Annotated in this window: 22 protein-coding genes, 2 tRNA genes and 2 pseudogenes; 7 read left to right on the top strand and 19 right to left on the bottom strand. The window is 70.8% G+C overall.

Annotation, left to right across the window (positions count from 1 at the left end; all coding sequences use genetic code 11):
- A pseudogene (locus B7P34_RS27390) lies at positions 1–960 on the top strand (response regulator); the annotation flags it as partial.
- 117 nt (positions 961–1077) lie between these two features.
- Here B7P34_RS27390 and B7P34_RS27385 read toward each other — a convergent pair.
- Positions 1078–1695, bottom strand: a complete 618-nt coding sequence (locus B7P34_RS27385) for a TetR family transcriptional regulator (RefSeq protein WP_106680812.1) — start codon at positions 1693–1695, stop codon at positions 1078–1080.
- A gap of 158 nt (positions 1696–1853) precedes the next feature.
- Between B7P34_RS27385 and B7P34_RS27380 the strand changes: the two genes are divergently transcribed.
- Entirely contained in the window at positions 1854–3119 is a 1266-nt protein-coding gene (locus B7P34_RS27380; RefSeq protein WP_106680810.1) for an MFS transporter, read from the top strand.
- 107 nt (positions 3120–3226) lie between these two features.
- Here the strand turns inward: B7P34_RS27380 and B7P34_RS27375 are convergent, their stop codons facing one another.
- Positions 3227–4882, bottom strand: a complete 1656-nt coding sequence (locus tag B7P34_RS27375; protein ID WP_106680809.1) for a long-chain fatty acid--CoA ligase — start codon at positions 4880–4882, stop codon at positions 3227–3229.
- Between the two features lie 436 nt (positions 4883–5318).
- Here B7P34_RS27375 and B7P34_RS27370 point away from each other — a divergent pair, with 436 nt between their 5' ends.
- A complete protein-coding gene (locus B7P34_RS27370; protein ID WP_106680807.1) occupies positions 5319–5606 on the top strand; it encodes a hypothetical protein in 288 nt (95 codons plus the stop codon).
- 274 nt (positions 5607–5880) lie between these two features.
- Here B7P34_RS27370 and B7P34_RS27365 read toward each other — a convergent pair whose 3' ends face one another.
- The 7 genes and pseudogenes from B7P34_RS27365 to B7P34_RS27335 form a co-directional block, all read right to left on the bottom strand.
- Positions 5881–6420 (bottom strand): SigE family RNA polymerase sigma factor, encoded by a 540-nt coding sequence (locus B7P34_RS27365; protein WP_106680805.1) that lies wholly within the window; start codon positions 6418–6420, stop codon positions 5881–5883.
- A gap of 194 nt (positions 6421–6614) precedes the next feature.
- On the bottom strand, positions 6615–7448 hold the full coding sequence (locus tag B7P34_RS27360; protein WP_223268287.1) for a DUF1906 domain-containing protein: 834 nt from the start codon (positions 7446–7448) through the stop codon (positions 6615–6617).
- 53 nt (positions 7449–7501) lie between these two features.
- Positions 7502–8644, bottom strand: a complete 1143-nt coding sequence (locus B7P34_RS27355) for a lipid-transfer protein (protein WP_223268288.1) — start codon at positions 8642–8644, stop codon at positions 7502–7504.
- Positions 8644–9126, bottom strand: a complete 483-nt coding sequence (locus B7P34_RS27350) for a MaoC/PaaZ C-terminal domain-containing protein (RefSeq protein WP_146166938.1) — start codon at positions 9124–9126, stop codon at positions 8644–8646. Before B7P34_RS27350 ends, B7P34_RS27355 begins: the two co-directional genes overlap by 1 nt.
- A complete protein-coding gene (locus B7P34_RS27345; RefSeq protein ID WP_223268286.1) occupies positions 9123–10145 on the bottom strand; it encodes a bifunctional MaoC family dehydratase N-terminal/OB-fold nucleic acid binding domain-containing protein in 1023 nt (340 codons plus the stop codon). Before B7P34_RS27345 ends, B7P34_RS27350 begins: the two co-directional genes overlap by 4 nt.
- Positions 10146–10344: 199 nt before the next feature.
- Positions 10345–10665, bottom strand: coding sequence for a hypothetical protein (locus B7P34_RS27340; protein WP_106680801.1), 321 nt, complete (start codon positions 10663–10665; stop codon positions 10345–10347).
- 544 nt (positions 10666–11209) lie between these two features.
- A pseudogene (locus B7P34_RS27335) lies at positions 11210–12028 on the bottom strand (putative protein N(5)-glutamine methyltransferase); the annotation flags it as partial.
- A gap of 290 nt (positions 12029–12318) precedes the next feature.
- On the opposite strand from B7P34_RS27335, the gene B7P34_RS27330 reads away from it, so the two are divergent.
- Positions 12319–13575: an LmeA family phospholipid-binding protein gene (locus tag B7P34_RS27330; RefSeq protein WP_106680814.1), complete on the top strand. Its 1257-nt coding sequence runs from the start codon at positions 12319–12321 to the stop codon at positions 13573–13575.
- Between the two features lie 110 nt (positions 13576–13685).
- Here B7P34_RS27330 and B7P34_RS27325 read toward each other — a convergent pair.
- From B7P34_RS27325 to B7P34_RS27290, 8 genes are all read right to left on the bottom strand, one after another.
- Positions 13686–13772, bottom strand: a tRNA-Ser gene (locus tag B7P34_RS27325).
- Positions 13773–13884: 112 nt separating this feature from the next.
- On the bottom strand, positions 13885–14070 hold the full coding sequence (locus B7P34_RS27320) for a hypothetical protein (protein ID WP_106680798.1): 186 nt from the start codon (positions 14068–14070) through the stop codon (positions 13885–13887).
- Positions 14067–14213: a hypothetical protein gene (locus tag B7P34_RS37685; protein ID WP_168094569.1), complete on the bottom strand. Its 147-nt coding sequence runs from the start codon at positions 14211–14213 to the stop codon at positions 14067–14069. The genes B7P34_RS27320 and B7P34_RS37685 overlap by 4 nt, the downstream gene beginning before the upstream one ends.
- A 74-nt stretch (positions 14214–14287) precedes the next feature.
- Positions 14288–15256 (bottom strand): hydroxymethylbilane synthase, encoded by a 969-nt coding sequence (gene hemC / locus B7P34_RS27315; RefSeq protein ID WP_106680796.1) that lies wholly within the window; start codon positions 15254–15256, stop codon positions 14288–14290.
- Positions 15253–16002: an NUDIX domain-containing protein gene (locus tag B7P34_RS37680; protein WP_106680794.1), complete on the bottom strand. Its 750-nt coding sequence runs from the start codon at positions 16000–16002 to the stop codon at positions 15253–15255. Before B7P34_RS37680 ends, hemC begins: the two co-directional genes overlap by 4 nt.
- Positions 16003–16286: 284 nt before the next feature.
- The gene (locus tag B7P34_RS27300; protein WP_106680790.1) at positions 16287–17138 is read right to left on the bottom strand and encodes a helix-turn-helix domain-containing protein; all 852 of its coding nucleotides are present in this window, start codon (positions 17136–17138) and stop codon (positions 16287–16289) included.
- Positions 17139–17162: 24 nt separating this feature from the next.
- Positions 17163–17687, bottom strand: a complete 525-nt coding sequence (locus B7P34_RS27295; protein WP_106680788.1) for a DUF6879 family protein — start codon at positions 17685–17687, stop codon at positions 17163–17165.
- Positions 17656–17901 carry a hypothetical protein gene (locus tag B7P34_RS27290; protein WP_106680787.1) on the bottom strand — a complete coding sequence of 82 codons (246 nt, stop codon included), beginning with the start codon at positions 17899–17901 and terminating at the stop codon, positions 17656–17658. The genes B7P34_RS27295 and B7P34_RS27290 overlap by 32 nt, the downstream gene beginning before the upstream one ends.
- A gap of 467 nt (positions 17902–18368) precedes the next feature.
- Between B7P34_RS27290 and B7P34_RS36900 the strand changes: the two genes are divergently transcribed.
- The gene (locus B7P34_RS36900) at positions 18369–18653 is read left to right on the top strand and encodes a hypothetical protein (RefSeq protein ID WP_146166937.1); all 285 of its coding nucleotides are present in this window, start codon (positions 18369–18371) and stop codon (positions 18651–18653) included.
- A 459-nt stretch (positions 18654–19112) separates the two neighbouring features.
- On the top strand, positions 19113–19454 hold the full coding sequence (locus tag B7P34_RS27285) for an Ig-like domain-containing protein (protein ID WP_189383084.1): 342 nt from the start codon (positions 19113–19115) through the stop codon (positions 19452–19454).
- 524 nt (positions 19455–19978) lie between these two features.
- Here B7P34_RS27285 and B7P34_RS37030 read toward each other — a convergent pair.
- Both B7P34_RS37030 and B7P34_RS27280 read right to left on the bottom strand, forming a co-directional pair.
- Positions 19979–20055, bottom strand: a tRNA-OTHER gene (locus tag B7P34_RS37030).
- 43 nt (positions 20056–20098) lie between these two features.
- Positions 20099–21286 carry a S1C family serine protease gene (locus B7P34_RS27280; RefSeq protein WP_106680783.1) on the bottom strand — a complete coding sequence of 396 codons (1188 nt, stop codon included), beginning with the start codon at positions 21284–21286 and terminating at the stop codon, positions 20099–20101.
- 81 nt (positions 21287–21367) lie between these two features.
- On the opposite strand from B7P34_RS27280, the gene B7P34_RS27275 reads away from it, so the two are divergent.
- Positions 21368–21591 (top strand): hypothetical protein (locus B7P34_RS27275; protein ID WP_146166936.1); only part of this gene is annotated, 224 nt, incomplete at its 3' end.

The following is a 21591-nucleotide window of genomic DNA, read 5'->3' as shown; positions in this document are numbered from 1 at the left end:
GCCGAGGGCGACCGCGAGCGCACCCCGCAGCCGGAGCAGGAGCAGGCACCGCGCGCCGCCGCCGCGGCCTCCCCGGCGGCGCCGCAGCGCCCGCCGCTGCTCGACGCCCAGGAGGGGCGGGCGTTCGCCATAGGAGCACCGGACGAGGGCTCGGAGGGCCCGGAGCCCCTCGACGGCCCCAACGGCGCGGTCGAGGTGATGAACGCCCCGCGCCGCCCGATGGACGACGAGCTGCCGCCCGAGCCGCTCGACAACCCGCGCCGGCTCCTCGTGTGGCCGGCCCCGGACCCGTCCACGGAGGCGGCGCTGACCGAGCGCGGCTACCGCCCGGTGCTCGTGCACTCGCGCGAGGAGGTCGACGCACAGACCGCGGCCTACCCGGCGGCGCTGTTCGTGGACCCGCTGACCGGCCCGATCACCCGCACCGCGCTGCAGTCGCTGCGCGAGGCGGCCGTCGCGGCCGAGGTCCCCGTGCTGGTGACAGCCGGGCTGGGGCAGGCGACGCGGGACGCGGCCTACGGGGCGGACCCGGCGGTGCTGCTGAAGGCGCTGGCGCCGCGCGACAGCGAGATGCACCCGCCGCGCGTGCTGCTGATCGAGGAGCACGCGCCGGTCGCGGAGGCGCTGACGGCGACGCTGGAGCAGCGCGGCATGCAGGTCGCGCGGGCAGCGACGGACGCGGAGGCGGTGTCGCTGGCGACGCAACTGCGCCCGAACCTGGTCGTGATGGACCTGATGCAGGTGCGGCGCCGCCGCGCGGGCATCGTCGACTGGCTCCGCGGCAACGGCCTGCTCAAGCGCACGCCGCTGGTCGTCTACACCTCGGCCGGGATCGTCGACCCGACCCAGTTCTCGCGGCTGGCTTCGGGAGAGACGGTGCTGTTCCTGGCGGAGCGGTCGACCAGCGCGGAGGTGCAGGGCCGGATCGTGGACCTGCTGTCAAAGGTCGGAACGGACTGATCCGGAGGGCGAACGAACCGGCCGACGGGGCAGGGCGGTCGACGGGACGGCAGGTCAGCGAGACGGATCCGCCGACGAGACAGCAGGCCCGCCGGGTCAGTCCGCGAGCCGGTCCTGTCAGTCCTCCCCGGCCGGGCCGGGCGCCCGCTCCCCCGCCGGCCGGGTGATCCGCGCCGCAGCCGTCCGCACGGACTCCCGCAGCCCGGCCAGGTCGTCCTGCGCCCCGCCGACGAGCAGCCGGCGGAACTGGGGAACGGCCGTGGCCCAGCCGGCCAGTGCGCTGATCATGAAGAGCAGGTGCCGCGGCGGCAGCTCCCGGTCGACCCGCCCCTTCTCCTGCGCGGCGGCGAAGGCCTCGGCCTTGGCGTCGTAGCGGGCGCGCCGCTCCGCCTCGTGCGGGATCTCCCCGTTCCCGTACTCCAGGCCCTCCCACAGGAGCAGCCGCACCAGCTCGGGGTGGGCCCGGTGGTACTCCATGAGGCGGTCGACGTAGCAGTCGGGGTCGTCCGCGTCGACGGGCACGGCGGAGGCGAGCTGCAGCAGCGCGTGCTGGAGGACCTGGGAGAACAGCTCGGCCTTGTCGCCGAAGTACGCGTAGATGAGCTGCTTGTTCGCCTTCGCCTCGCGGGCGATGCGGTCGACGCGCGCACCGGCGATGCCGTGGGCGGCGAACTCGGCGGTGGCCGCGGCGAAGATGCGCGCCTTGGTGGCCTCGGGATCCCTCACTGCTGCCATGCACCCAGCGTAACCAACTATTCGGTTGACAGCACGTTCTGTTTCACGTGAAACTTACAACCAACCAGTTGGTTACAGCACGCACGCAGAGCTTCACTTCGCTCCGCACCACTCCAGCGCACCGCTCCACCGCACGGCTCCAGGGGGACCCACCACTCATGCCGACACCCACGTCCGCATCCACAGCACCCGCACCCGCACCTGCGCCCACGCCCGCACCCGTAGACGCACCCGTAAGCGCAGCCGCACCCGCCCCGGCCCGCACCGGCAACGCGGTCCTCCTCGCCGTCATCTCCCTCTGCACGGCCGTCACCGCCGCGAACATCTACCTCGCGGCCCCGCTCCTCGGCCTCATCGCCCGCGACTTCGGCGTCGCCCCCTCCGCGGCGGGCTGGATCGCCTCCGTCGCCCAGCTCGGTTACGCCGTCGGCCTGCTGGTCTTCGCCCCGCTCGGCGACACCGCCGACCGGCGCCGGCTCGTGGCCGTGCTGTCCGCCCTGGCCGGCGCGGCCCTCGTCGCGGCGACGTTCGCGCCCGGCCTGCCCGCGCTGGCCGCGGCCGTCCTGGTGGCCTGCGCCGCGACGGTCGTCCCGCAGCTGCTCGTGCCGCTCGTCGCCGAGCGGGCGCCCGCCGAGCGGCGCGGCCGGCACGTGGCCGCGGTGGTGGCGGGGCTGTTCACCGGCATCGTCGCCGCCCGCGTCCTCGGCTCGCTCGCCGGTCAGGCGTACGGCTGGCGCGCCGTCTTCCTCGGCTCCGCCGCGCTGACCGTCGCCATCGGCCTGCTGACCGCCGCGATCCTGCCGGCCGAGACCCGCCCGCGCCGCGCCTCCCGGCCGCTCAAGGCCATCGCCGCGCTGCCGGGCCTGCTGCGCGCGTCCGCCGACCTGCGGGCGGCGTGCCTGCGCCAGGGCGGCCTGTTCGGCGCCTGGAGCTCCCTCTGGACGACGCTCGCCCTGCTGCTCACGGCGGACGAACCGTTCCACCTGTCCACCGCGTCCGCCGGCCTCTTCGGCCTGTTCGGCCTCGTCTCGACCGCCGTCGCGCCCGTCTCGGGCACACTGATCGACCGCTTCGGCGCGCCCCGGGTCGTCACCGCGGCGTACGCCCTCGCGGCCGTCTCGCTGCCGCTGTTCTGGCTGGGCGGGCACCAGCTGTGGGCGCTGTGCGCGGGTGCCGTGTTCATCCACGCCGGCCTGATGGCCGGTCAGGTCGCCAACCAGACGCGCGCGCTGGCCTCGACCGGCACGCCGGCGGTGGCCAACACGGCCTACGTCGTGACGGCGTTCATCGGCGGCGCGAGCGCGTCCGCCGTCGCGGGCCCCGCGTACGCCCACTGGGGCTGGAACGGCGTGTGCGCCATCGCGGCCGCGGCGATCGCCGTCGGCTGGGTGGGCGGCGCGGCGGTGGCGCGTAAGGGCCGCTGACAGGGGACGCCGGCAGAGAGCGGCTGACTCCCCGACTCAGAGCCGCTGACTCGCCGACTCACCGGCTCACGGGGCGGCCTCCGGACACCGGAGGCCGCCCCGCTCCGCTACGCCAGGACGGTGACCTCCAGCTCCCCGTCCGCGTACTGCTTGCGCAGCACCTTCTTGTCGAACTTGCCCACCGACGTCTTCGGCACGGTCACGACCGACGCCCAGCGCTCGGGCAGCTGCCAGCGGGCCACCCGCTCGCCGAGGAACGCCCGCAGGGCGGCGTAGTCCGCGCTGCTGCCGTCCTTGAGGACGACCGTGGCGAGGGGCCGCTCGCCCCACTTCTCGTCGGGGACGGCCACGACGGCCGCCTCGGCGACGTCCGGGTGGGCCATCAGGTGGTTCTCCAGCTCCACGGAGGAGATCCACTCACCACCGGACTTGATCACGTCCTTGGCGCGGTCGGTGAGGGTGAGGAAGCCGTCGGTGGTGATCGTGCCGACATCGCCCGTGCGCAGCCAGCCGTCCGGGCTGAACTTGTCCTCGGGCCGGAGCGGTTCGCCGGCCGCGCCGCCGTAGTACGCGCCCGCGATCCACGGCCCGCGCACCTCCAGCTCGCCGGCCGACTTGCCGTCCCAGGGCAGGAGTTCCCCGCCGGGACCGGCCAGCCGGGCCTCCACGGAGGAGGGCAGCCGGCCCTGGGTGACGCGGTAGGGCCACTCCTCCTCCTCGCTCAGACCGGCCGGCGGGTAGGCGACCGAGCCCAGCGGCGACGTCTCCGTCATCCCCCAGGCCTGCACGATCCGCACGCCGTGGCGCTCGTGGAAGCCCTGCATCATCGCGGGCGGCGCGGCGGAGCCGCCGCTGATGACCGTGCGCAGCGAGGACAGGTCCCGCGGCCGGGCGTCGAGCTCGGCGAGCAGGCCCGCCCAGATGGTGGGGACGCCGGCGGACACGGTGGGCCGCTCGGCGGCGATCATGTCGGCGAGCGGCGCGGGCTGCAGGAAGCGGTCGGGCATCAGCAGGGACGTACCGGCCATGAAGGCGGCGTGCGGCAGGCCCCAGGCGTTCACGTGGAACATCGGCACTACGGGCAGGCAGGTGTCGGCGGGCGTCAGGCCGAACGCCGAGGCCGCGTTGACCTCCATCGCGTGGAGGTAGACCGAACGGTGGCTGTAGAGCACGCCCTTGGGCTCGCCGGTGGTGCCGGAGGTGTAGCAGAGGGCGGCGGCCTGCCGCTCGTCGAGCTGCGGCCAGTCGAAGCCGGAGACGGGGCGGCCCGCGATCAGCTCCTCGTACTCGTGCACGCGGGGCCGGCAGCCCTCCAGCGCGGCGCGGTCGCCGGGGCCCGAGACGATCACGTGCTCGACGGAGGGGAGGTGCGGCAGGAGCGGCGCGAGCAGCGGCAGCAGCGAGCCGTTGACGAGGACCACGCGGTCCGCGGCGTGGTTGACGATGAAGACGAGCTGCTCGACGGGCAGCCGCAGGTTCAGCGTGTGCAGGACGGCGCCCATGGAGGGGATCGCGAGATACGCCTCGAGGTGGTCGCTGTTGTTCCACATGAGGGTCGCGACGCGCTGGTCGCCGGTCACCCCGAGCTCGTCGCGCAGCGCGTGAGCCAGCTGGACGGACCGCTCGGCCACCTCCCGGAAGCTGCGCCGCAGTGGCTCGGCGTCCCCGGTCCAGGTGGTCACCGTGGCGTCGCCGTGCACGAGCGCGCCATGGGCGAGGATGCGCGTGACTGTGAGCGGTACGTCCTGCATCGTGCTCTGCACCGGGGTCCTCCCGAAGACCTGGTACGGCGGGTGTCGTCCGCTGATTGTGCTGGGGTATCTCGCGGTAAGTCACTACCCCGGGCATGCACGGACGACGTGATCGGGACAACGCGGGGCGGCCGCGGCACGGCTCCCCGCATTCCGGCGAACGCAGAATCCCTGCCAAGCGATTAGTCGTATTTCCTGCTCGTACGTACTGCAGCGTCAACAGCAGGATACTCACCAACGAGTGAATTCATCGATGAGCCGAAGAGCGGAAAACCTCCTGGCGGAGGCGCGGAAAACGGCCCATGAGGCCCTGCGGAAACCCCGTCAACGACGCCGGAAACGACCTCGGTACGACGGGGGGCCATCGCTGCTTCGGCCATAGCCTGAACGCCCCGCGGCCTCTTCGAAAACTCGCGGGGAATCCGAATCCCTAACACAGGAGATTGACATGACCACGAACGATGACCCCCCTGCTGGGGGGCCGGGTGCCACCGTCGCGCGCACCCGGGAGCCAAGGCGCCTGCCCGACGGCGCGGGCCTCGACAAGGCGGTGACAAAGCTCGCCGCCACCGTCATCTTCGTCTCGCTGATCCACGGACCCAGGATGGAGCCCCATGCGGCGGGCCTGCTGACCCTGGAGATCATCGCCGGCACTTGCCTGATCCACTCCGCCGCTTCCGTCATGCGGAACAGCGGACCGAAGGTCAAGCAATTGCTGAGCGCAATCACCAGCTAGCCGCCCTCCCTATTGATCATATCGCCGTCGCCTCTGTTCGAGCCGGGCATCCGGTCCGGTTTCGAACGGAGGTACGTCCATGCGCAAATATGAAGTCGCAACTATGGAGTATCCCGCCGAGTGAACGACATGGTGGCAGTAAAAGCAGCGGCGCGCGAGCAAGTAGCCACCCGTTCGAGGGATGCGGGCCGGCCTTCGCCACCCTTCGCCACCCCGCGCCATGCTGCGCCATGCCCCTGGCCCGTACTCGGCCGTGCCGGACGCCCCGCGCGGGCTACGCCGCGCAGGCCAGCTCCGGATCCTCGCGGAGCTTCCCGAGCGCCCGCGAGACCGCGCTCTTGACCGTGCCCACGGAGACGCCGAGCAGCTCGGCCGTCTGCACCTCGGTGAGGTCCTCGTAATACCTGAGGACGACCATGGCCCGCTGCCGCACCGGCAGCCGCAGCACGGCCCGCCACATCGCGTCGCGCAGCGCCTGCTGCTCCGCGGGGTCCGCCGACGGGGCCGCGTAGGGCTCGGGCAGCTCGTCGCAGGGGAACTCGTCGACCTTGCGCTTGCGCCACTGCGAGGTGCGGGTGTTGACCAGGGCACGGCGCACGTAGCCGTCCAGGGCCCGGTGGTCCTCGATCCGCTCCCAGGCCAGGTAGGTCTTGGTGAGCGCGGTCTGCAGCAGGTCCTCCGCGTCGCACGGGTTCGAGGTCAGGGAGCGCGCGGTGCGCTGCAGCACCGGACCGCGTGCCCGTACGTAGGAGGAGAACGACGGGTACACGGCGGTGGATGCGCTGGTGCACACAGGCGTCGTGGTTGCTGTCATGCCTCAACGCTAGGAGCGCACCTGTACCCGGCGGATCGCCCGCAGGTGCCGAAGCGCGATCCGCCTCAGGTCGTACAGGTGGGGCCGCCCCCACCTCCCGGAGGGGGAGAGGACTCGGGGTCCGGTCGGGGGCGAGAGGCCGCCCGGTCGGAGCGGGCCGGGAACGGAGCCCCGTCCCCGCCCGGCCGGTCCGCTCATTCGATGATCGCGACCGGCGCGTCCACCAGATTGCGGTCGACGGTCAGCTTCCGCCCGCCGTGGGACTCGGTGACGTTCCCCTTGTACTGGTGGATGCGGCGGTGCGGCTGCCAGGCGCCGCGCCCGATCGACGGCTCCTCGTCCGTCGTGGGATCCACCCGCCAGCGGGCGAACCACAGCACGTCGGGCAGCGATGTCGTGCCCGAGCGGCGGGCCCGGTCCATGTGCCGCACCCCGGACTCGGCGCTGCTGTAGAAGCCCGGCAGGTAGCCGGCGCTGCGCACGGCCGTCGCCCAGCCGCGGATGAAGGCCAGCGTCGTGCGGGCGCAGTCGCCGTCCTTGTCGTCGTACGCCTCCATGTCGAGGTAGAGGGGGCTGTGGATGTCGATGCCGAGCGCGGACGCCCGGGAGACGGCCTCCTCGCCCTCCGTCTGGCCCTGGTCGAAGGGGTAGGAGCCGATGGGGTAGCCCTTCTTGTTGGACGCCCGGACGCAAGGAGACTGGGAGCCCACGTAGATCGGCAGGATGCGCCAGCCGAGGTCGTCGGCGCCCTCCAGCCACCGCTCGCTCAGATACGTCTGCCGCGGGCAGGCGCGGGCGCGGCCGGCGAAGTAGACGCCGACGGCGCGGTAGTCCGACGACTTCCACGCGCTGAGCGTGGTCAGCGCGGGGGCCTGGCAGGTGTCGAAGCCCCAGCCCTTGAAGACGGACGCCCCCTCGTTGCGCGGATCGCCCCGGTCACCGGCGCCCGCGGGCTCGGCGACGATCAACTGGGCCACCACCGCCATAAGGGCGAGGAGATATCCGATGATCTTCCTTCGTCGGTCCATACCCGGAGTCAAAGGCGCGGGGGCCCGGCCCCGTTCCGTGACACGCCCTCCGTTCATCCGTCTGCCCCGAGAAGCAGCCCGGACGTGGGAACTCCGGTTCCTGCGGTGACCAGTACCCGGGCGGCGTCCGGCACCTGGTTCACGGCCGTGCCGCGCACCTGCCGCACCGCCTCGGCGATGCCGTTCATCCCGTGGAGGTACGCCTCCCCCAGCTGGCCCCCGTGCGTGTTCAGCGGCAGGACGTCCGACTCCACGAACGCGCCGCCCTCGCCGGGCGCGCAGAAGCCGAACTCCTCCAGCTGCATCAGCACGTACGGCGTGAAGTGGTCGTAGAGGACGGCCACATCGACGTCCGCGGGCCCCAGGCCGCTGCTGCCCCACAACTGCCGGGCGACGACGCCCATCTCGGGAAGGCCGTCGATGCCGTCGCGGTAGTAACTGGTCATCTGCTCCTGCGCGCGGCCGGCGCCCTGTGCCGCCGCGATGATCACGGCGGGCGGCCGGGCGAGCGTGCGGGCCCGCTCGACGGAGGTGACGACCAGGGCCTGGCCGCCGTCCGTCTCCTGGCAGCAGTCGAGCAGCCGCAGCGGCTCGGCGATCCAGCGGGACGCGGCGTGGTCGGCGAGGGTGATCGGGCGGCCGTGGAAGTACGCGGCCGGGTTCGTCGCGGCGTGGCGGCGGTCGGTGACGGCGACGTGCCCGAAGACCTCCGGCTCCAGGCCGTACGTGTGCAGGTAGCGGCGGGCGGCCATGGCGACCCAGGACGCCGGCGTGAGCAGCCCGTACGGGAGTCCCCAGCCGAGCGCCGCGCCCTCCGCCGAGGGCTCGCGCGACTGCACCCCGGCGCCGAAGCGGCGGCCGGAGCGCTCGTTGAAGGCCCGGTAGCAGACCACCACCTCGGCGAGGCCGGCCGCGACGGCGAGGGCCGCCTGCTGGACGGTGGCGCAGGCCGCGCCGCCGCCGTAGTGGACGCGGGAGAAGAAGGTCAGCTCGCCGATGCCGGCCGCCTGGGCGACGGTGATCTCGGGGCTGGTGTCCATGGTGAAGGTGACCATGCCGTCGACGTCGCGGGGCCCGAGCCCGGCGTCGGCGAGGGCGGCGCGGACGGCCTCGGCGGCCAGGGCGAGCTCGCTGCGGCCGGAGTCCTTGGTGAAGGCCGTGGCGCCGATGCCGGCGACGGCCGCGATGCCGCCGATCACGGGGAGGTCCGGGGGCGGAGGGAGTGGGAACGGAGGGGGTGGGAGCGGAAGGGGTGGGCGTCGACCACTACCCGGCCGGTGACGTGGCGGCCGAGGCGGTTCGTACCGACGACGGAGATCTCGATGGTGCGCTCGGTCGCGAGAGCGTGCTCGTTCACGGAGGTGCGCTCGTTCACGGAAAGGATCCTTCCGGTCAGCACCAGAACGTCGCCTGGATAGCTGGGCACCCCGAGCCGGATCGAAACCTTGCGGAGGACGGCCTTCATACCGGAATGACCCGTCACGTAATCGGTGACGTAACGACCGACCAGGCCATTGGTGGTGAGGATGTTCATGAAGATGTCAGGGGTGCCCTTTGCCCGGGCCGCCTCGACGTCGTGGTGCACGTCCTGGTAGTCACGGGAGGCGATGGCGCCCGCGATGACGAGCGTACGGGTGATGGGCACGGTGAGGGACGGGAGTTCTTCGCCGGGCGTCATGCGGCCGCCCCTTCCGGCCCGCCGGACCGGGCGCGGAACACCGGGAGTTCCCATTCTCCGTCCACTCGTATGAATTCCAGCTCGACGGACATTCCGATGCGCACGCCGTCGTACGGAACGCCGGTGATGTTGCTGATCATCCTTACGCCTTCGGTGAGTTCGACGAGCGCGACGGCGTACGGCGGGTCGAAGGCGGGGAAGGGCGGGTGGTGCACGACGACGTACGAGTGGACGGTGCCGGAGCCGCGGGCCTCGACGGCCCCCCACTCGGGCGAGCCGCAGCGGCCGCAGCCCGGCAGCCACGGGAAGCGGAGGGTGCCGCAGGCCGTGCAGCGCTGGATGAGCAGCTTGTGCGCGGCGACGCCTTCCCAGAAGGGGGCGTTGTCGCGGTTGATCACGGGGCGGGGGCGTGCGGGACGGCTGGACGCGGAGGCCCGGACAGGAGCCTGAAGCGGGGCCGCGGCCCCGCTAGGAGCCTGGCCGGCGGCCTCGGCGGGCGCCGGTGCGTACTTGAGGATCCGGAAGCGGTGGGTGCCGACGAGCTCGCCGGCTGCCCGCACGCGCATCATCGTGGTGATGAAGTAGCCGGCCCCGAGCCGCGTGGTCTTGCGGGGTGAGACGGTCTCGATGACCGTGTCGAAGGTGAGCCGGTCGCCGGGACGGAGCGGGCGTACGTACTCCTGCTCGCAGTCGGTCGCGACGACCGCGCCGTAGCCCGCGCCGTCGAGCAGGGCGAAGAGCTCGTCGTAGGCGGGGGTACGGGCGGAGGCGGTGCCGGAGAGCCCGGGCATCGTCCACGCCTGGAGCATGGCGGGCGGGGCGATCGCGCCGTCACCCGCGTAGGCGGGGTTGGTGTCGCCCATCGCCTCGCACCAGTGCCTGATCATGGGGAGGTTGACGGAGTCGGGAGCGGAGGCGGAGACGGCGGCGGGCCGGCCCTCGAAGGCCTTGAGCAGGTGGTGGATGTCGAGCGGGTGATGGAGGTCGAGCTGGTGGTGGACGTCGCTGGCGGGACGCACGGGGAACCCCCTTCCCTACGAATCTGACTATCTGTCAGATTCGGGGAAGGGGTCAAGGGCCGTGGGGTGGCGGGATACGACTGCGCGGCGGCACCGGAGTGCCGCCGCGCATCGCCACCAGACCCTCTGTCCCGGTCACCCGGTCACATAAGCCACCCCCGGCCGTGCCACCCCCGGGCCCGGACCCGGCCGCCCCGGTCTACCAGCGGTCGTCGGTGAAGATGATGGTGACGTTGTCCTGACGGATGGCCGTGTGGGCAGGGCCGTTGACGCTCGCGGTGTTGGACTGGTTCTGGGCGCCGGTGCCGACGGCCTGCTGCTGCGTGGTGGTGGAGTTGCCGTGGTTGCTCCCCCCGACGCCGCTCCCCACGACGGCCGCGGCAGCGGCGTTCGACCCCCGGTTCGCCACCTGGTTGCCATTGCCGTCGTCCGAGGCGTGGGCGACGCCGGAGAGAAGGACGGCCGCTACGGGGACGGCGGCGGCGGTGGTGAGGACGCGAGCAGTGCGGGTGCTTGCCATTTCAATTCCTCCGGAACGCTGAGCGGAACTACTGCCCAATAGCCATAACTACTCGGCAGCGCCGGGCGGTTGGCCGACCGTCCGGCGAGGTTTCGACGTCGCGCTTCAAGATTGCCCGCCGAATCCCCGGCGAACCACCCGTCGCTCGTCATTCCCTCGCAAGCATGACCACTCCGGAATAAACCCTGTCACTTCCCCGGTCCCTCGGCGCGCGCCCCTCACAGAGCCCTTGAGGACCAAGGGCCACAAGAGCAGAACCGTTCCGGCGAAATTTCGGCCAATTCCGTAAACGTGGCCGGGAGGGGTGGGCAGGAGAGGGCGTAACCGGTCAGGCAGGCCGCCGCGGAAGCCGCCGAGGGGGGCCTGCGGGAACGGCCCTGTCGCGGTACGGCCCCTCCGGACCGCGGCCTCGCGACAGGAGACCTGTCGACCCGGCCGGGTCCGGCCCCACGGTCGGTGTCGGCCTCACGGTCGGCCCCGTCCCCGCGGTCGGTGCCAACCCTGCAGTCGTTGCTGTACCTGCAGTCGGTGCCGTCCCCGCAGCTGGCGCCGTCCCCACCACCACGGTCGCGTCCAGGTCGTCGCACTCGACGGCCTGCGCGCTCAGTCCGGCCGCCTCGAACGTCCGGACCGTCCGCGCCGCCTGCCGCTCGCTCGTCTCGACGAGCAGGTGCCCGCCGGGCGCGAGCCACTCCGCGGCGGCCGCGGCGACCCTCCGCTGCACGTCGAGCCCGTCCGACCCGCCGTCCAGCGCCACCCGCGCCTCGTGATCGCGGGCCTCGCCGGGCAGGAGGGCGATGGCTCCGGTGGGCACGTAGGGCGCGTTGGCCACGAGGACGTCTATCCGCCCCCGGAGTTCCCGGGGCAGCGGCTCGTACAGATCACCTTCGTAGACCGCGCCGCCGGAGCCGATGTTCCGCCGGGCGCACCGCACCGCGGCGGGGTCGATGTCGGCCGCGTGCAGCTCGACGTCACCGAGCACCGTGGCCAGCGCAGCGCCCACCGCGCCGGAGCCGCAGCACAGGTCGACGACCACGGCGCGCCGGGCGGAGGGCAGCGCGAGGGCGAGCGCCGCCGCCTGTCCGACCAGGAACTCCGTACGCCTGCGCGGCACGAAGACTCCCGTGTCGACGGCTATGCGCAGCCCGCAGAACTCGGCCCAGCCGACGACGTGTTCGAGCGGCAGCCCGGCCACGCGACGCGCGACCATGTTCCGGGCCTCGCCGTCCGTACGCGCCGCGGAGAGGATGAGCCGGGCCTCGTCCTCGGCGAACACGCAGCCGGCGGTGCGGAGCTCGGAAACGACGCGGGGGTAGAGCGAGGGAGAAGAAGAAAGGGAAAGGAGGGGCGAGGAATCAACCATGAGAGCCTTCCGGATCACCGAAGGGCGCTCTCGCGGGCCGACCCGGTCAGCTAGAGGGAAGGAGCGACCGTACAACCGTGGGGAGAGAGCACCCGGACTGCCACTGCGGTAATGGGTCTCACCTCCTGGGACGGTTTTCTGCCAACTGGCCGGGAGCAACAGTACATGATCAGTGGACAGTCGGGCAGGTGCACGTCAAGGCGGAGTTCGGCGCCGCCATCCGTGACGTTTTCGGACGTACTGCCGGTAGCGCTTGCGTGCGAGGGGAGCACGCGTGGTGGGATATGGCGATGCGAACCCCCACACGCATACCTTCCCGTCCCCCCAACCCGTACGAAGAACTGGCCGAACTGGCCGACCCCGAGCCCTCCCCCCACGGCGACCCGGGGCCCGGTACCGAGCCGCTCCCGCTCATCCCCCTCCGCCTCACCTACCCGGAAGCGGAACAGCATGGGGAGCCGGACGACGACGCCTGGTCCCCGCCGAACCACCGCCGCGCCAAACGCGGCCGCCGCCGTCGCCGCAGCCCGTTCGCGGCCGTGCCCCGCGCCCTCAAGCTGCTGGTCGCCCTCGTCCTCTGCACCGGGATCCTGGTCCTGGCGGACCGCTGCGCACAGATGTACGCGGAGAAGCAGGCACAGCAGAAGCTCCAGCAGGAGCTCCACCTCGCGGCAGCTCCCCAGGTGGACATCCACGGCTTCCCGTTCCTCACCCAGGTCCTGGAGAAGCGGCTGCAGCGTGTGGACGTCACCGTGCCGCACGTCGCCGCCGACCGCGTGTCCCTCGCGGAGGTCCGGGCGAGCGCCCAGGACATCCGGCTCACCGGAAGCCTCCCGAAGTCCATACGCGGCGCGGTCGTGGGCGACCTCGACGGCGAGGTCCGGCTCTCCTTCGACGACATGAACCGCGAACTCGCCGCCTCCCAAGTACGCTTCAGCCGCCGCGACGACCACGCGGTCGACGCCGCCGGAAAGCTGACGATCGCGGGCCAGGAACTGCGCGTACGGGCCCAGGCCCGGCTCCAGCTCTCAGGGGGTCACAGCCTGTCGACGAACGTCGACGACATGAGCCTGGACCTGCCCGGCATCGCCACCTACCGCCCCGGCAAGGGCAAGGGCCTCACTCTCCACCACGAGACCGCCGAGCGCATCAGCCGCGACGCGGCACGCGCGAAGGCCCTGCTCTCGGTGCCCGCCCTGGCGGAGCGGCTCGGCGTCTCCCCCGCCGACGTCGCGGCGGCCCTGCGGAGCGAGGAGGAACTGCACCGCCTGACGGGCGCCCCCCGCTTCGTGGAGAAGCTCACCCGCCTCAACCTGATCGACGCCGCCGTCGACCATCCCTGGCTCCTCCGCAAGCTCGGCATCGACCCCCACCTCATCACCGCCCTCACCCGCATCCGCCCCCCGGAACTCACGGACCGCCTGTCCTTCTCCTTCTCCCTCCCCAAGGAAGCGCATGACCTGCAACTGCGGGACGTGAGAGTCGACAAGGCCGGGATCCGGGCGACGCTCTCGGCCGCGGACGTGCCGGTGGGCAAAACGGGCTGATGCACGCCACGCCCGCGCGCACTCCCGCATGAGACGCACGCACGCAGGCATGAGAATGGGGCACCCCGGTTCAGGGGTGCCCCTTCTGACCTGCGCTGACGCAGTGGCAGCGGAGAGTGTGGGATTTGAACCCACGGTGACATCGCTGCCACGACGGTTTTCAAGACCGTTCCCTTAGGCCGCTCGGGCAACTCTCCCCGCATCGATTCACCTGGAACGATGCGGGGACAGCCTACCGTCTGAGCCGTTCGAACGGGGGCCGTGGTCCGCGCCTGGTCCGCGAGCGACCTTCCGCCGACGTGGGTCTTCTCAGACGAGGCTGATCCCGGCTTGAGCCTTGATCGTGTCCACGGCCTCATCGGTCAGCCACCGCAGGGGGACGACGGTCCACCTGTCGCGCTTGCGCATGACCACGGCCTTCCCGTCCTGGGTGGTCTCGCACCGCATGAAGCCCTGCGCTCTCAGATCCTGAATCAGATCCTCGCCTCGCTTCATCGCCCTTCCCGGTCCTTGTCGTCGGCCGCCGAGCTGTGCATGTCGCCGTTCTGCGAGACACGGGTGTCGGGATCGGTCGCCTGATCCTGGTTGGCCTGCGGGTCCCAGGGCTCCCCCGCGTTCTCGAACTCCTTCTTACCCATCTGCCCGTACTCCTTCCTGCTGGAATGTGAGTGGTACAGGGCGGTGCGCGTTCGCCGGCGGTCTGCGTCCGCGGTCAGTGCGGGATGCCCTCGATGATGTCGCGAGCTCCCTGCCGAAGGAGTTCGGCACAGACGCGGGTGCCGAGGGTGGCGGGGTCGTTGTCGCTCTCGCCCCAGATGTGGGCGTGGACGAACTTGGAGCCGTCGCGGGAGAAGACCATGCCGCGGAGGGAGAGCCGGCCGTCGGGGTCGGTGATGCAGTGGCCGGCGATGGGGCTGTTGCAGTGGCCGCGCAGGCCGTGGAGCATGACGCGCTCGGCGGTGATCTCGGTCAAGGTCCGCTCGTCGTTGAGCCGGGCCAGCAGCGCCGCCACAGCCGCATCGTCCCGGCGGCACTCCAGGCCGAGGGTGCCGGCACCGACCGCGGGCAGCATCTCGTCCGCGCTGAAGACCTGGCGCCCGCGGTGAGCGATCCCAAGCCGCTCCAAGCCGGAGGTGGCGAGGACCATCGCATCCAGCTTGGCGTCCACCTTCCTCTTCCCGTCGAGCTTCTCGACCCGCGAGCCGACCGCACCGCGAACCCGTACGACGCTGAGATCGGGCCGCACCCGGTTGATCTGCGCCTTCCTCCGCACGGCAGAGGTGCCCACGATCGCGCCCGGCGGGAGGTCGTCAAGGGTCCGCCGGTCGGAGCCGTCCGGGAAGAGCAGGACGTCACGCACGTCGTCCCGGAGGAGGTACGCGGCGAAGATCAGCCCCTGCGGCAGGGGTCGGTCGCCTGGGACGTCTTTGACGCAGTGGACGGCCATGTCGACATCACCGCGCTGGAGCATGGTGTCGATCTCTTTGACGTACAGGCCCTTGCCGCCGAGCTGGGCGAGGTCGCCCTGCCACTTGTCCGCCTCCGTGGTCACCGGCACCACGTCGATCTTCAGCTCCGGCTCATGCTTGCGCAGCAGGGCCGAGACCTGCTCGACCTGGGCCAGCGCCATCGGGGAACTGCGGGTGCCGATCCGAAGAGTGCGTTCGGGAAAGTCGGTCATGGTGTGGCCTCCTCGGTCCTGGCTTCCAGGTAACTGGCGGGATGGGCGCGATGCGTACGCAAGGCCCGTGCGACACGCGCGGACAATCGGGGATGGAGGATTTCAAGCGCGGAGCCGGTGTACTCCCAGCGCCACGCGTCGAGCTCCTCGCGCTGCAGGACGATGCGAACGTCGTCGCCGGAGTACAAGCGCGGTCCCGTGAAGAGGAACGACAGCCGGTCGCGCCGCCCCGCGCGGGTGGCCTCCAGCCACTCCACAGCAAGGAACTGCCAGGAGTGCGTATCGAAGGTGAGGCCGAGTTCTTCACGGACTTCCCGCCGGACGGCGTCGAGGGGCGATTCCCCCGGTTCAACGATCCCGCCCGGCAGATGCCACGGCCCGCCGGCCTTCGCCGGATGCACCAGCAACATGCGCCCCAGACGATCCATGATCAGCACGTACGCAGTGACGGGGAACCCGTGGGCGACCGTGACCCCCGCGACCCGCTCGCCGTGGTCACGGCCGTGCTCCTGGCCCTGGTCCTGGTCGACGTCGGCATAATCAGTGAAGGTCCGCCGGAACGGCCGGTGCCCCGTGTCCCGACTGTGCTCGAACATCCACCCTTCGACAGCCCCGCGGTCGACAAAGCGGCCGGAGTGCGCACCGCACTCCTCCTCATCACCGGCCACACACTCCGCGGTGTACTCCGGACACACCGCCTCGTCCTGCGTGATCGTGTACGGCTCGAACCGAAAGACCCGGCTCACCGGTGCCCCTCCGCGTGCCTGCGCATCCGGATGTCGCAGTCCGTGACGGTCGTGTAGTCACCCGCCGTCCGGGCGTCCAACCGGGTGGACGCCAATCTCGTGCACTCACCGCAACCGGGGACCGGTTCCGGCGGCTCAAAGGTCGGCAACCCCAGGTAAGGGGCCGATGACATGGTCGTCCTACGAGTGCTCATCCCCGCTCCTCGCATCATCCGAATGACGACACGCTAGGAGCACGAAAGTCCGACCATCCAGTGAGTTCTACGTTGTTGCACGCGAGTTCTTCATCGGAGCGAGTCGAGTGCTGCGGTGACCACAGCTCGGGCCGGCGCCCCGTACACGGCAAGGTCCCGCAGCTCTGAGAACGCCTTGACGTACATCGCGACCTCACCCGGCGCAGTGACGGTCACCTGGGCCGTCAGCAGCTCTACATGGACCCGCTCGTCATCGAAGATGTTGAAGCCCTCCAGGGTCCACATGCCGCGGCTTTGCGCCGTGAACGGGATGATCCCGACAGAAACAGCGGGGAGCGACATGACCGACAGCAGGTGCCCCAACTGGCCGGCCATCGTCTCGGCGTCGCCGACCTGGTAGCGCAACACCGATTCCTCGATCAGCAAGGTGAATCGGTGCCCTGCCTCCTGGAGGACGCGCGCGCGAGCCATACGGGCGTCGACCGCTTCGGCAGTGTCGTCCGGTGTGCCGTGGAATCGGCGAATGACTGAGAGCAGTGCGGACGCGTACGCGGGCGTCTGGAACAAGCCGGGCACGACATGTGACGCGTAGCCTCGGTGCAGCTTCGTACGCTCATAGAGCGGGATGCGTGATTCCTGCAATCGCCGCAGGCCGGTGCGCTGCAGTCGCTTCCACTCCAGATACATGGAGTCGGCAGTGCGCGACGCCGCAATGATGTCGGCCGCCTGATCGTCTGCATCGCATGCCGCGCACCATGCCCGGATGTCCGCGTCGGACGGAGGCGTCCGCGCGTTTTCGACGCGTGAGGACTTGGACTTGTTCCACCCGCATCGTACGGCCAGCTCATGCCCTGTCAGCCCGGCGTCGAGACGGACCTCACGCAGCTTCGCCGCCACTGCCTTGCGCGCTGCTTCGACGCTCGACGACTGGTATTTGGGCATGAACTGGCTCGTCCACTAACGCCGTTAGACGGCGAACTCCTCGTGGGGCGTGGCGCGCTGCCAGACCGCATCAAACGCCTCAGTGCACAGTTTTACCACTGCCGGGTCGTCGCACAGTTCGTGCCCTGCGGAGGCGCCTTCACCGCTGAAGTGTCCAAAGCGGATCAGCCGGTCATCGAACAGCCAGAAGTCCGCGCCTGGCAGGGCGAGCGTGGCCGCGTCCCTTCTGGGCAGCCAACGGACCTTCTCCCCGGCCTCGACGTTCAGGTAGGTACCGGCGTGCTCGTAGCGGATGTACTCACTGACAGGCAGAGAGACCACGCGGGCTCGACGCATCTCCACGCCGCGCGCGACCGTGCTTCGCACCAGATCAAGCCAGGAGCGACGGCGCTCCACCGACTCGGGCGTGATCCGTCCGCAGGCTTGCCATTCCGCGAAGTCATCGGCCTCTGAGGCGACGCTGTACGTATCCCGCAGCTCAAGGTGAACGGCCGACCGGTGGCACTCCTTGATCAGGTCACTGAACGGCGGAACGCTGTTCGGCCTCATCACACGCCTTCCTGATCAGCGGCACCATGCGCGCCGGAATCCGGATCACTGCTTCCGTGTCGGGGATGTGGCCCACCGTACGGCACTCGTCTTCGGTCTCGCCGTCGGTCTTCCAGCCCTGGAACACGAGGTCGGCGTTCTTGCCGTCCACCCACACCGTCGGGCAGTCATCGCCGTTGGTGTTCGGGTCCTTGCCGAAGAACAGTAGAGCCATGACCTTGACTCCTGCCTACTCGGTTGCGTCTGGTTGCACAGACGATGGCCCGGCTAACCGGCCCCGTCAAGGTGCCGTGTTGCCCCGCCTCGGACTCCGCAGTCGGCAACGCACAGCAGGGGAGCCAAGACTTGCCGCGCAATGGCTCCTATGCCACAGACAGTCAGCCACGACGGCGGGGCAGCCGCGTGGTCGTCCGTCACGTGTGCACCTGAGCCACGTCCCGGCAGCAACCACTATGCCAATGTCTTTTCCCTCGTCACGACCTGAGCCGCCCACGGGTCAGCGGCGGTGGTGCTGGTACACCTCCCGCAGGCGAACTCCCCGCCGCACGCGAAGCGTTCTGCACCACAGAGCACCCGACCCACCACGGCCTTCGCGGGCGCCGTGAGCCTCGGACAGGGCCGGCCGGGCCGGGGGCGTGGTCCTGGTGGTGGGGCTGCTCGAACCCTTCACGACGGTCGGTCGTGGAGTGCTGGCCGGCGATCGCGGTTGCTGGTGCTCCCCAGCCCTCAGCTCACCCGGCAACTCCTCGACGCCGCCGCCGATCAAGGCACCCCCGCGGCCGGCACCTGCGGGGCTTCTTCGGCTGCATCCACTACGCCGGAGCCCGCCCCGCCGAAGTCGTCTCACTGGTCCTCGTCGACTGCGCCCTGCCCGACGCGGGATGGGGCGAACTCGTCTTCGCCAAAAGCACCGCCGGAATCGGGTTCATCGAACACAGCCTGGCCGAGGCGGACGAGACGCCGTAACCATCCCCCCTTCCGCCCGACACCAGTGCAGTCCACCGCCCAGCCAATGCGGTGGACTGCACGGTTATGTGCACTAGCTCCGATGACGGTCGTCATAAAAGCATTGCTGCACGTTGCCCGGATAACAGCCATACAGGGTCTCTTGCGACCTTGGCCGGAAGTGCCTGATCCAGGCGCTATATCCCTCGTGTGGGTGGTTTGGTGGTTTCGGTATATGCGCACGAACACGGGTGAGTGTCACGCCCATTCCGGGCAAGAAAGGCCCCGTCGTTTCCAACGACTACGAGGAGCACTCTGGTGACACAGCCGTATCCGCCACAGCCACCGGGCTACCCGTATCCGCCTCAGGGCTATCCGTATCCGATGCCGCCTCAGGGGTACCCGTATCCCCCGCAGGGCTACCCGTACCCGATGCCGCCCCAGGGCTACCCGTATCCGCCACAGGGGTACCCGTACCCGATGCCGCAGCAGACCGAGGAGAAGGAGTACCCCCAACTCACCGCGGCGACGGTCAAGGGCACTGTGCTCGGCCAGGCACAGGCCCAGATCAGTGCAACGCTCATCACCAATGACGGTGAGCCGATCAAGGGGCAGCCGGTCACCTTCACGGTCAGTGGCCGTCAGATCGGTATGGCGGTAACCGACGCCACCGGTGTAGCCCACCTCGACAGCGGATCGAACCTCCTCGACCCGCTGCTGTGGGTACACGCGGTCGGATCCGGCTACGAGGCGCACTACCAGGGCAGCAAGAAGTACATGCCCGCCACGGCACACGGCAAGATCGAGCCTGGTCTCGGCTGATACGAACGGGCCGTTCACCACAGCCTGATCGCGGGACGCGCAGGGTGTCGGTCCGGTGGCGCCTGCACGTGCGGCGGGTCGACGCCTGGTGCAACCGGTGGGTGCGGACAGCAATGGAAGCCGCTGCCCGCACCTGCCTCCCCACCGGCCCACGGAGAAGCGCCCAAATGGACAACCTCAAGAGCACAACCGGCACATCGGCAACCGCTCAGCTCACGGGTCTGCCTAGGCGGTGGGGGCGGCCCAGGTGAAGAGGGCGTAGCCGTTGCCACCGGCCTGGCCGCCGTCCTCCCTTGCCTCGGGTGCCGCCGTCGCCGCCGCGCACTGGGGCTGACCCGACACAGGCCGCGCCCTCTTCAGCCGAGCTGCACACCGTCACCCCGAGTCCGACCGCGAACCTGGTCCGCGCCTGGTCCGCGCGCGCATCAGACGGGGAACACCGGCGGTACAAGGTGAGACAGGCCCCAGACACGAAAGGGGCGCCCCGATCGGGACACCTCTTCTGACCTGCGCTATTGCAGTACTGGCGAAGACTGTGGGATGCGAACCCACGGTGACGTTGCCGCCACTACGGTTTTCGAGGCCGCTCGGGCAACTCTCCCCGCACCGCTCGTGCTCGGCGGTGCGGGGGCAAGCCTATCGCCTCAGCTGTCGCCCTTGCGTTCGCCCAATGTGATCTGTGCCGTGGACTGCTTGCCGTCGCGGGTGTAGGTCACGGTGACCTTGTCGCCCGGCTTGTGGGTCCAGATCTCGCTGATGAGGGTGGGGCCGCTGTCGATGGCGGTGTCGTCGAGCTTGGTGATGACGTCGCCGGGCTTGAGGCCGGCCTTGTCGGCCGGGCCGCCCGGGGTCACCGCCGGGCTGTTGTTGTCGCCGGTGGGGGCGATCTTGGCGCCCGCGCCGGCGTCCTTCATGTTCACCGAGGCCGAGATGACCGGGTAGACCGGCTGGCCGGTCCTGATGAGCTGGTCGGCGACGTTCTTGGCCTGGTTGATCGGGATGGCGAAGCCGAGGCCGATGCTGCCGGCCTGCTGCTGGGCGCCGCCGAAGCCGCCGCCGTTGTTCGCGGACTGGATGGCCGAGTTGATGCCGATGACCGCGCCCTGGGAGTTGAGGAGCGGCCCGCCGGAGTTGCCCGGGTTGATGGACGCGTCCGTCTGGAGGGCGCTCATGTACGAGGCCTTGCCCATGCCGCCGCCGTCGCTGGAGGCCACCGGACGCTTCTTGGCGCTGACGATGCCCGTCGTGACCGTGCCCGACAGGCCGAACGGCGCGCCGATGGCGATCGTCGCGTCGCCCACCGCCGCCCTGTCCGAGTCCCCGAGGGGGATCGGGTTGAGCTTCGCGCCCGAGGGGTTCTTCAGCTTTATGACCGCGACGTCGTAGCCCTGTGCCCGGCCCACGACCTCGGCGTCGTACTGCTTGCCGTCCGAGAACGTGGCCATCAGCTTGCCGCCGCCCTGTGCGGCCGACGCGACGACGTGGTTGTTGGTGAGGATGTGGCCCTGCTTGTCGTAGACGAAGCCGGTGCCCGTACCGCCCTCGCCGCCGCCGCTCTGCGCCTCGATCGTCACGACGCTCGGCAGCGCCTTGCCCGCGATGTCGGCCACGGAGCCGGGCGTACGGCTCTCCGTCTTCGGGTCGCCGGAGGAGGAGACCGTCGTGGAGCTGCTGCTGTCGTCCCGGCTGGCCGCCCAGTAGCCGATCCCGCCGCCGATGCCGCCCGCGACGAGCGTCGCCGCCAGCACCATCGCCACCAGGCCGCCGCCGCGCTTGCGGGGCGCCGGTGCGTACGGGTCCGGACCGCCGGCCCACACGCCGGTCGGGCCCATCGGTCCGCCGCCCGCCGGACCACCGCCCGCCGGTGCTCCGTACGGGTACGGCTGTGCCTGCGGGGGCGAGGGAGGCGACGGGTGCTGCTGACTCTGCCCGTCGTACCAGCCGCCCGGGTGACCCTGTACGCCCGTCTGCCCCTGTGCACCGGCCTGGCCGTGCGCGTCGGCCCGGCCCTGCACGCCGGCCTGCGGCGCACCCGCATGGGCGTACTCCGGCTGCGGCTGGGGCGCCGGCTGCTCCGGAGCGTGCGGCGGCGCAGCAGGAGCGGCAGGCGGGGCCGCCGGGGCTGCGGGCGCGTCCG

The sequence above is a fragment of the Streptosporangium nondiastaticum genome (assembly GCF_003011965.1).
GTDB classification, from domain to species: Bacteria; Actinomycetota; Actinomycetes; order Streptomycetales; family Streptomycetaceae; genus Streptomyces; species Streptomyces nondiastaticus.
Note: the sequence above shows the minus strand (reverse complement) of the source record. Positions and strands in the feature narration are given on the sequence as shown.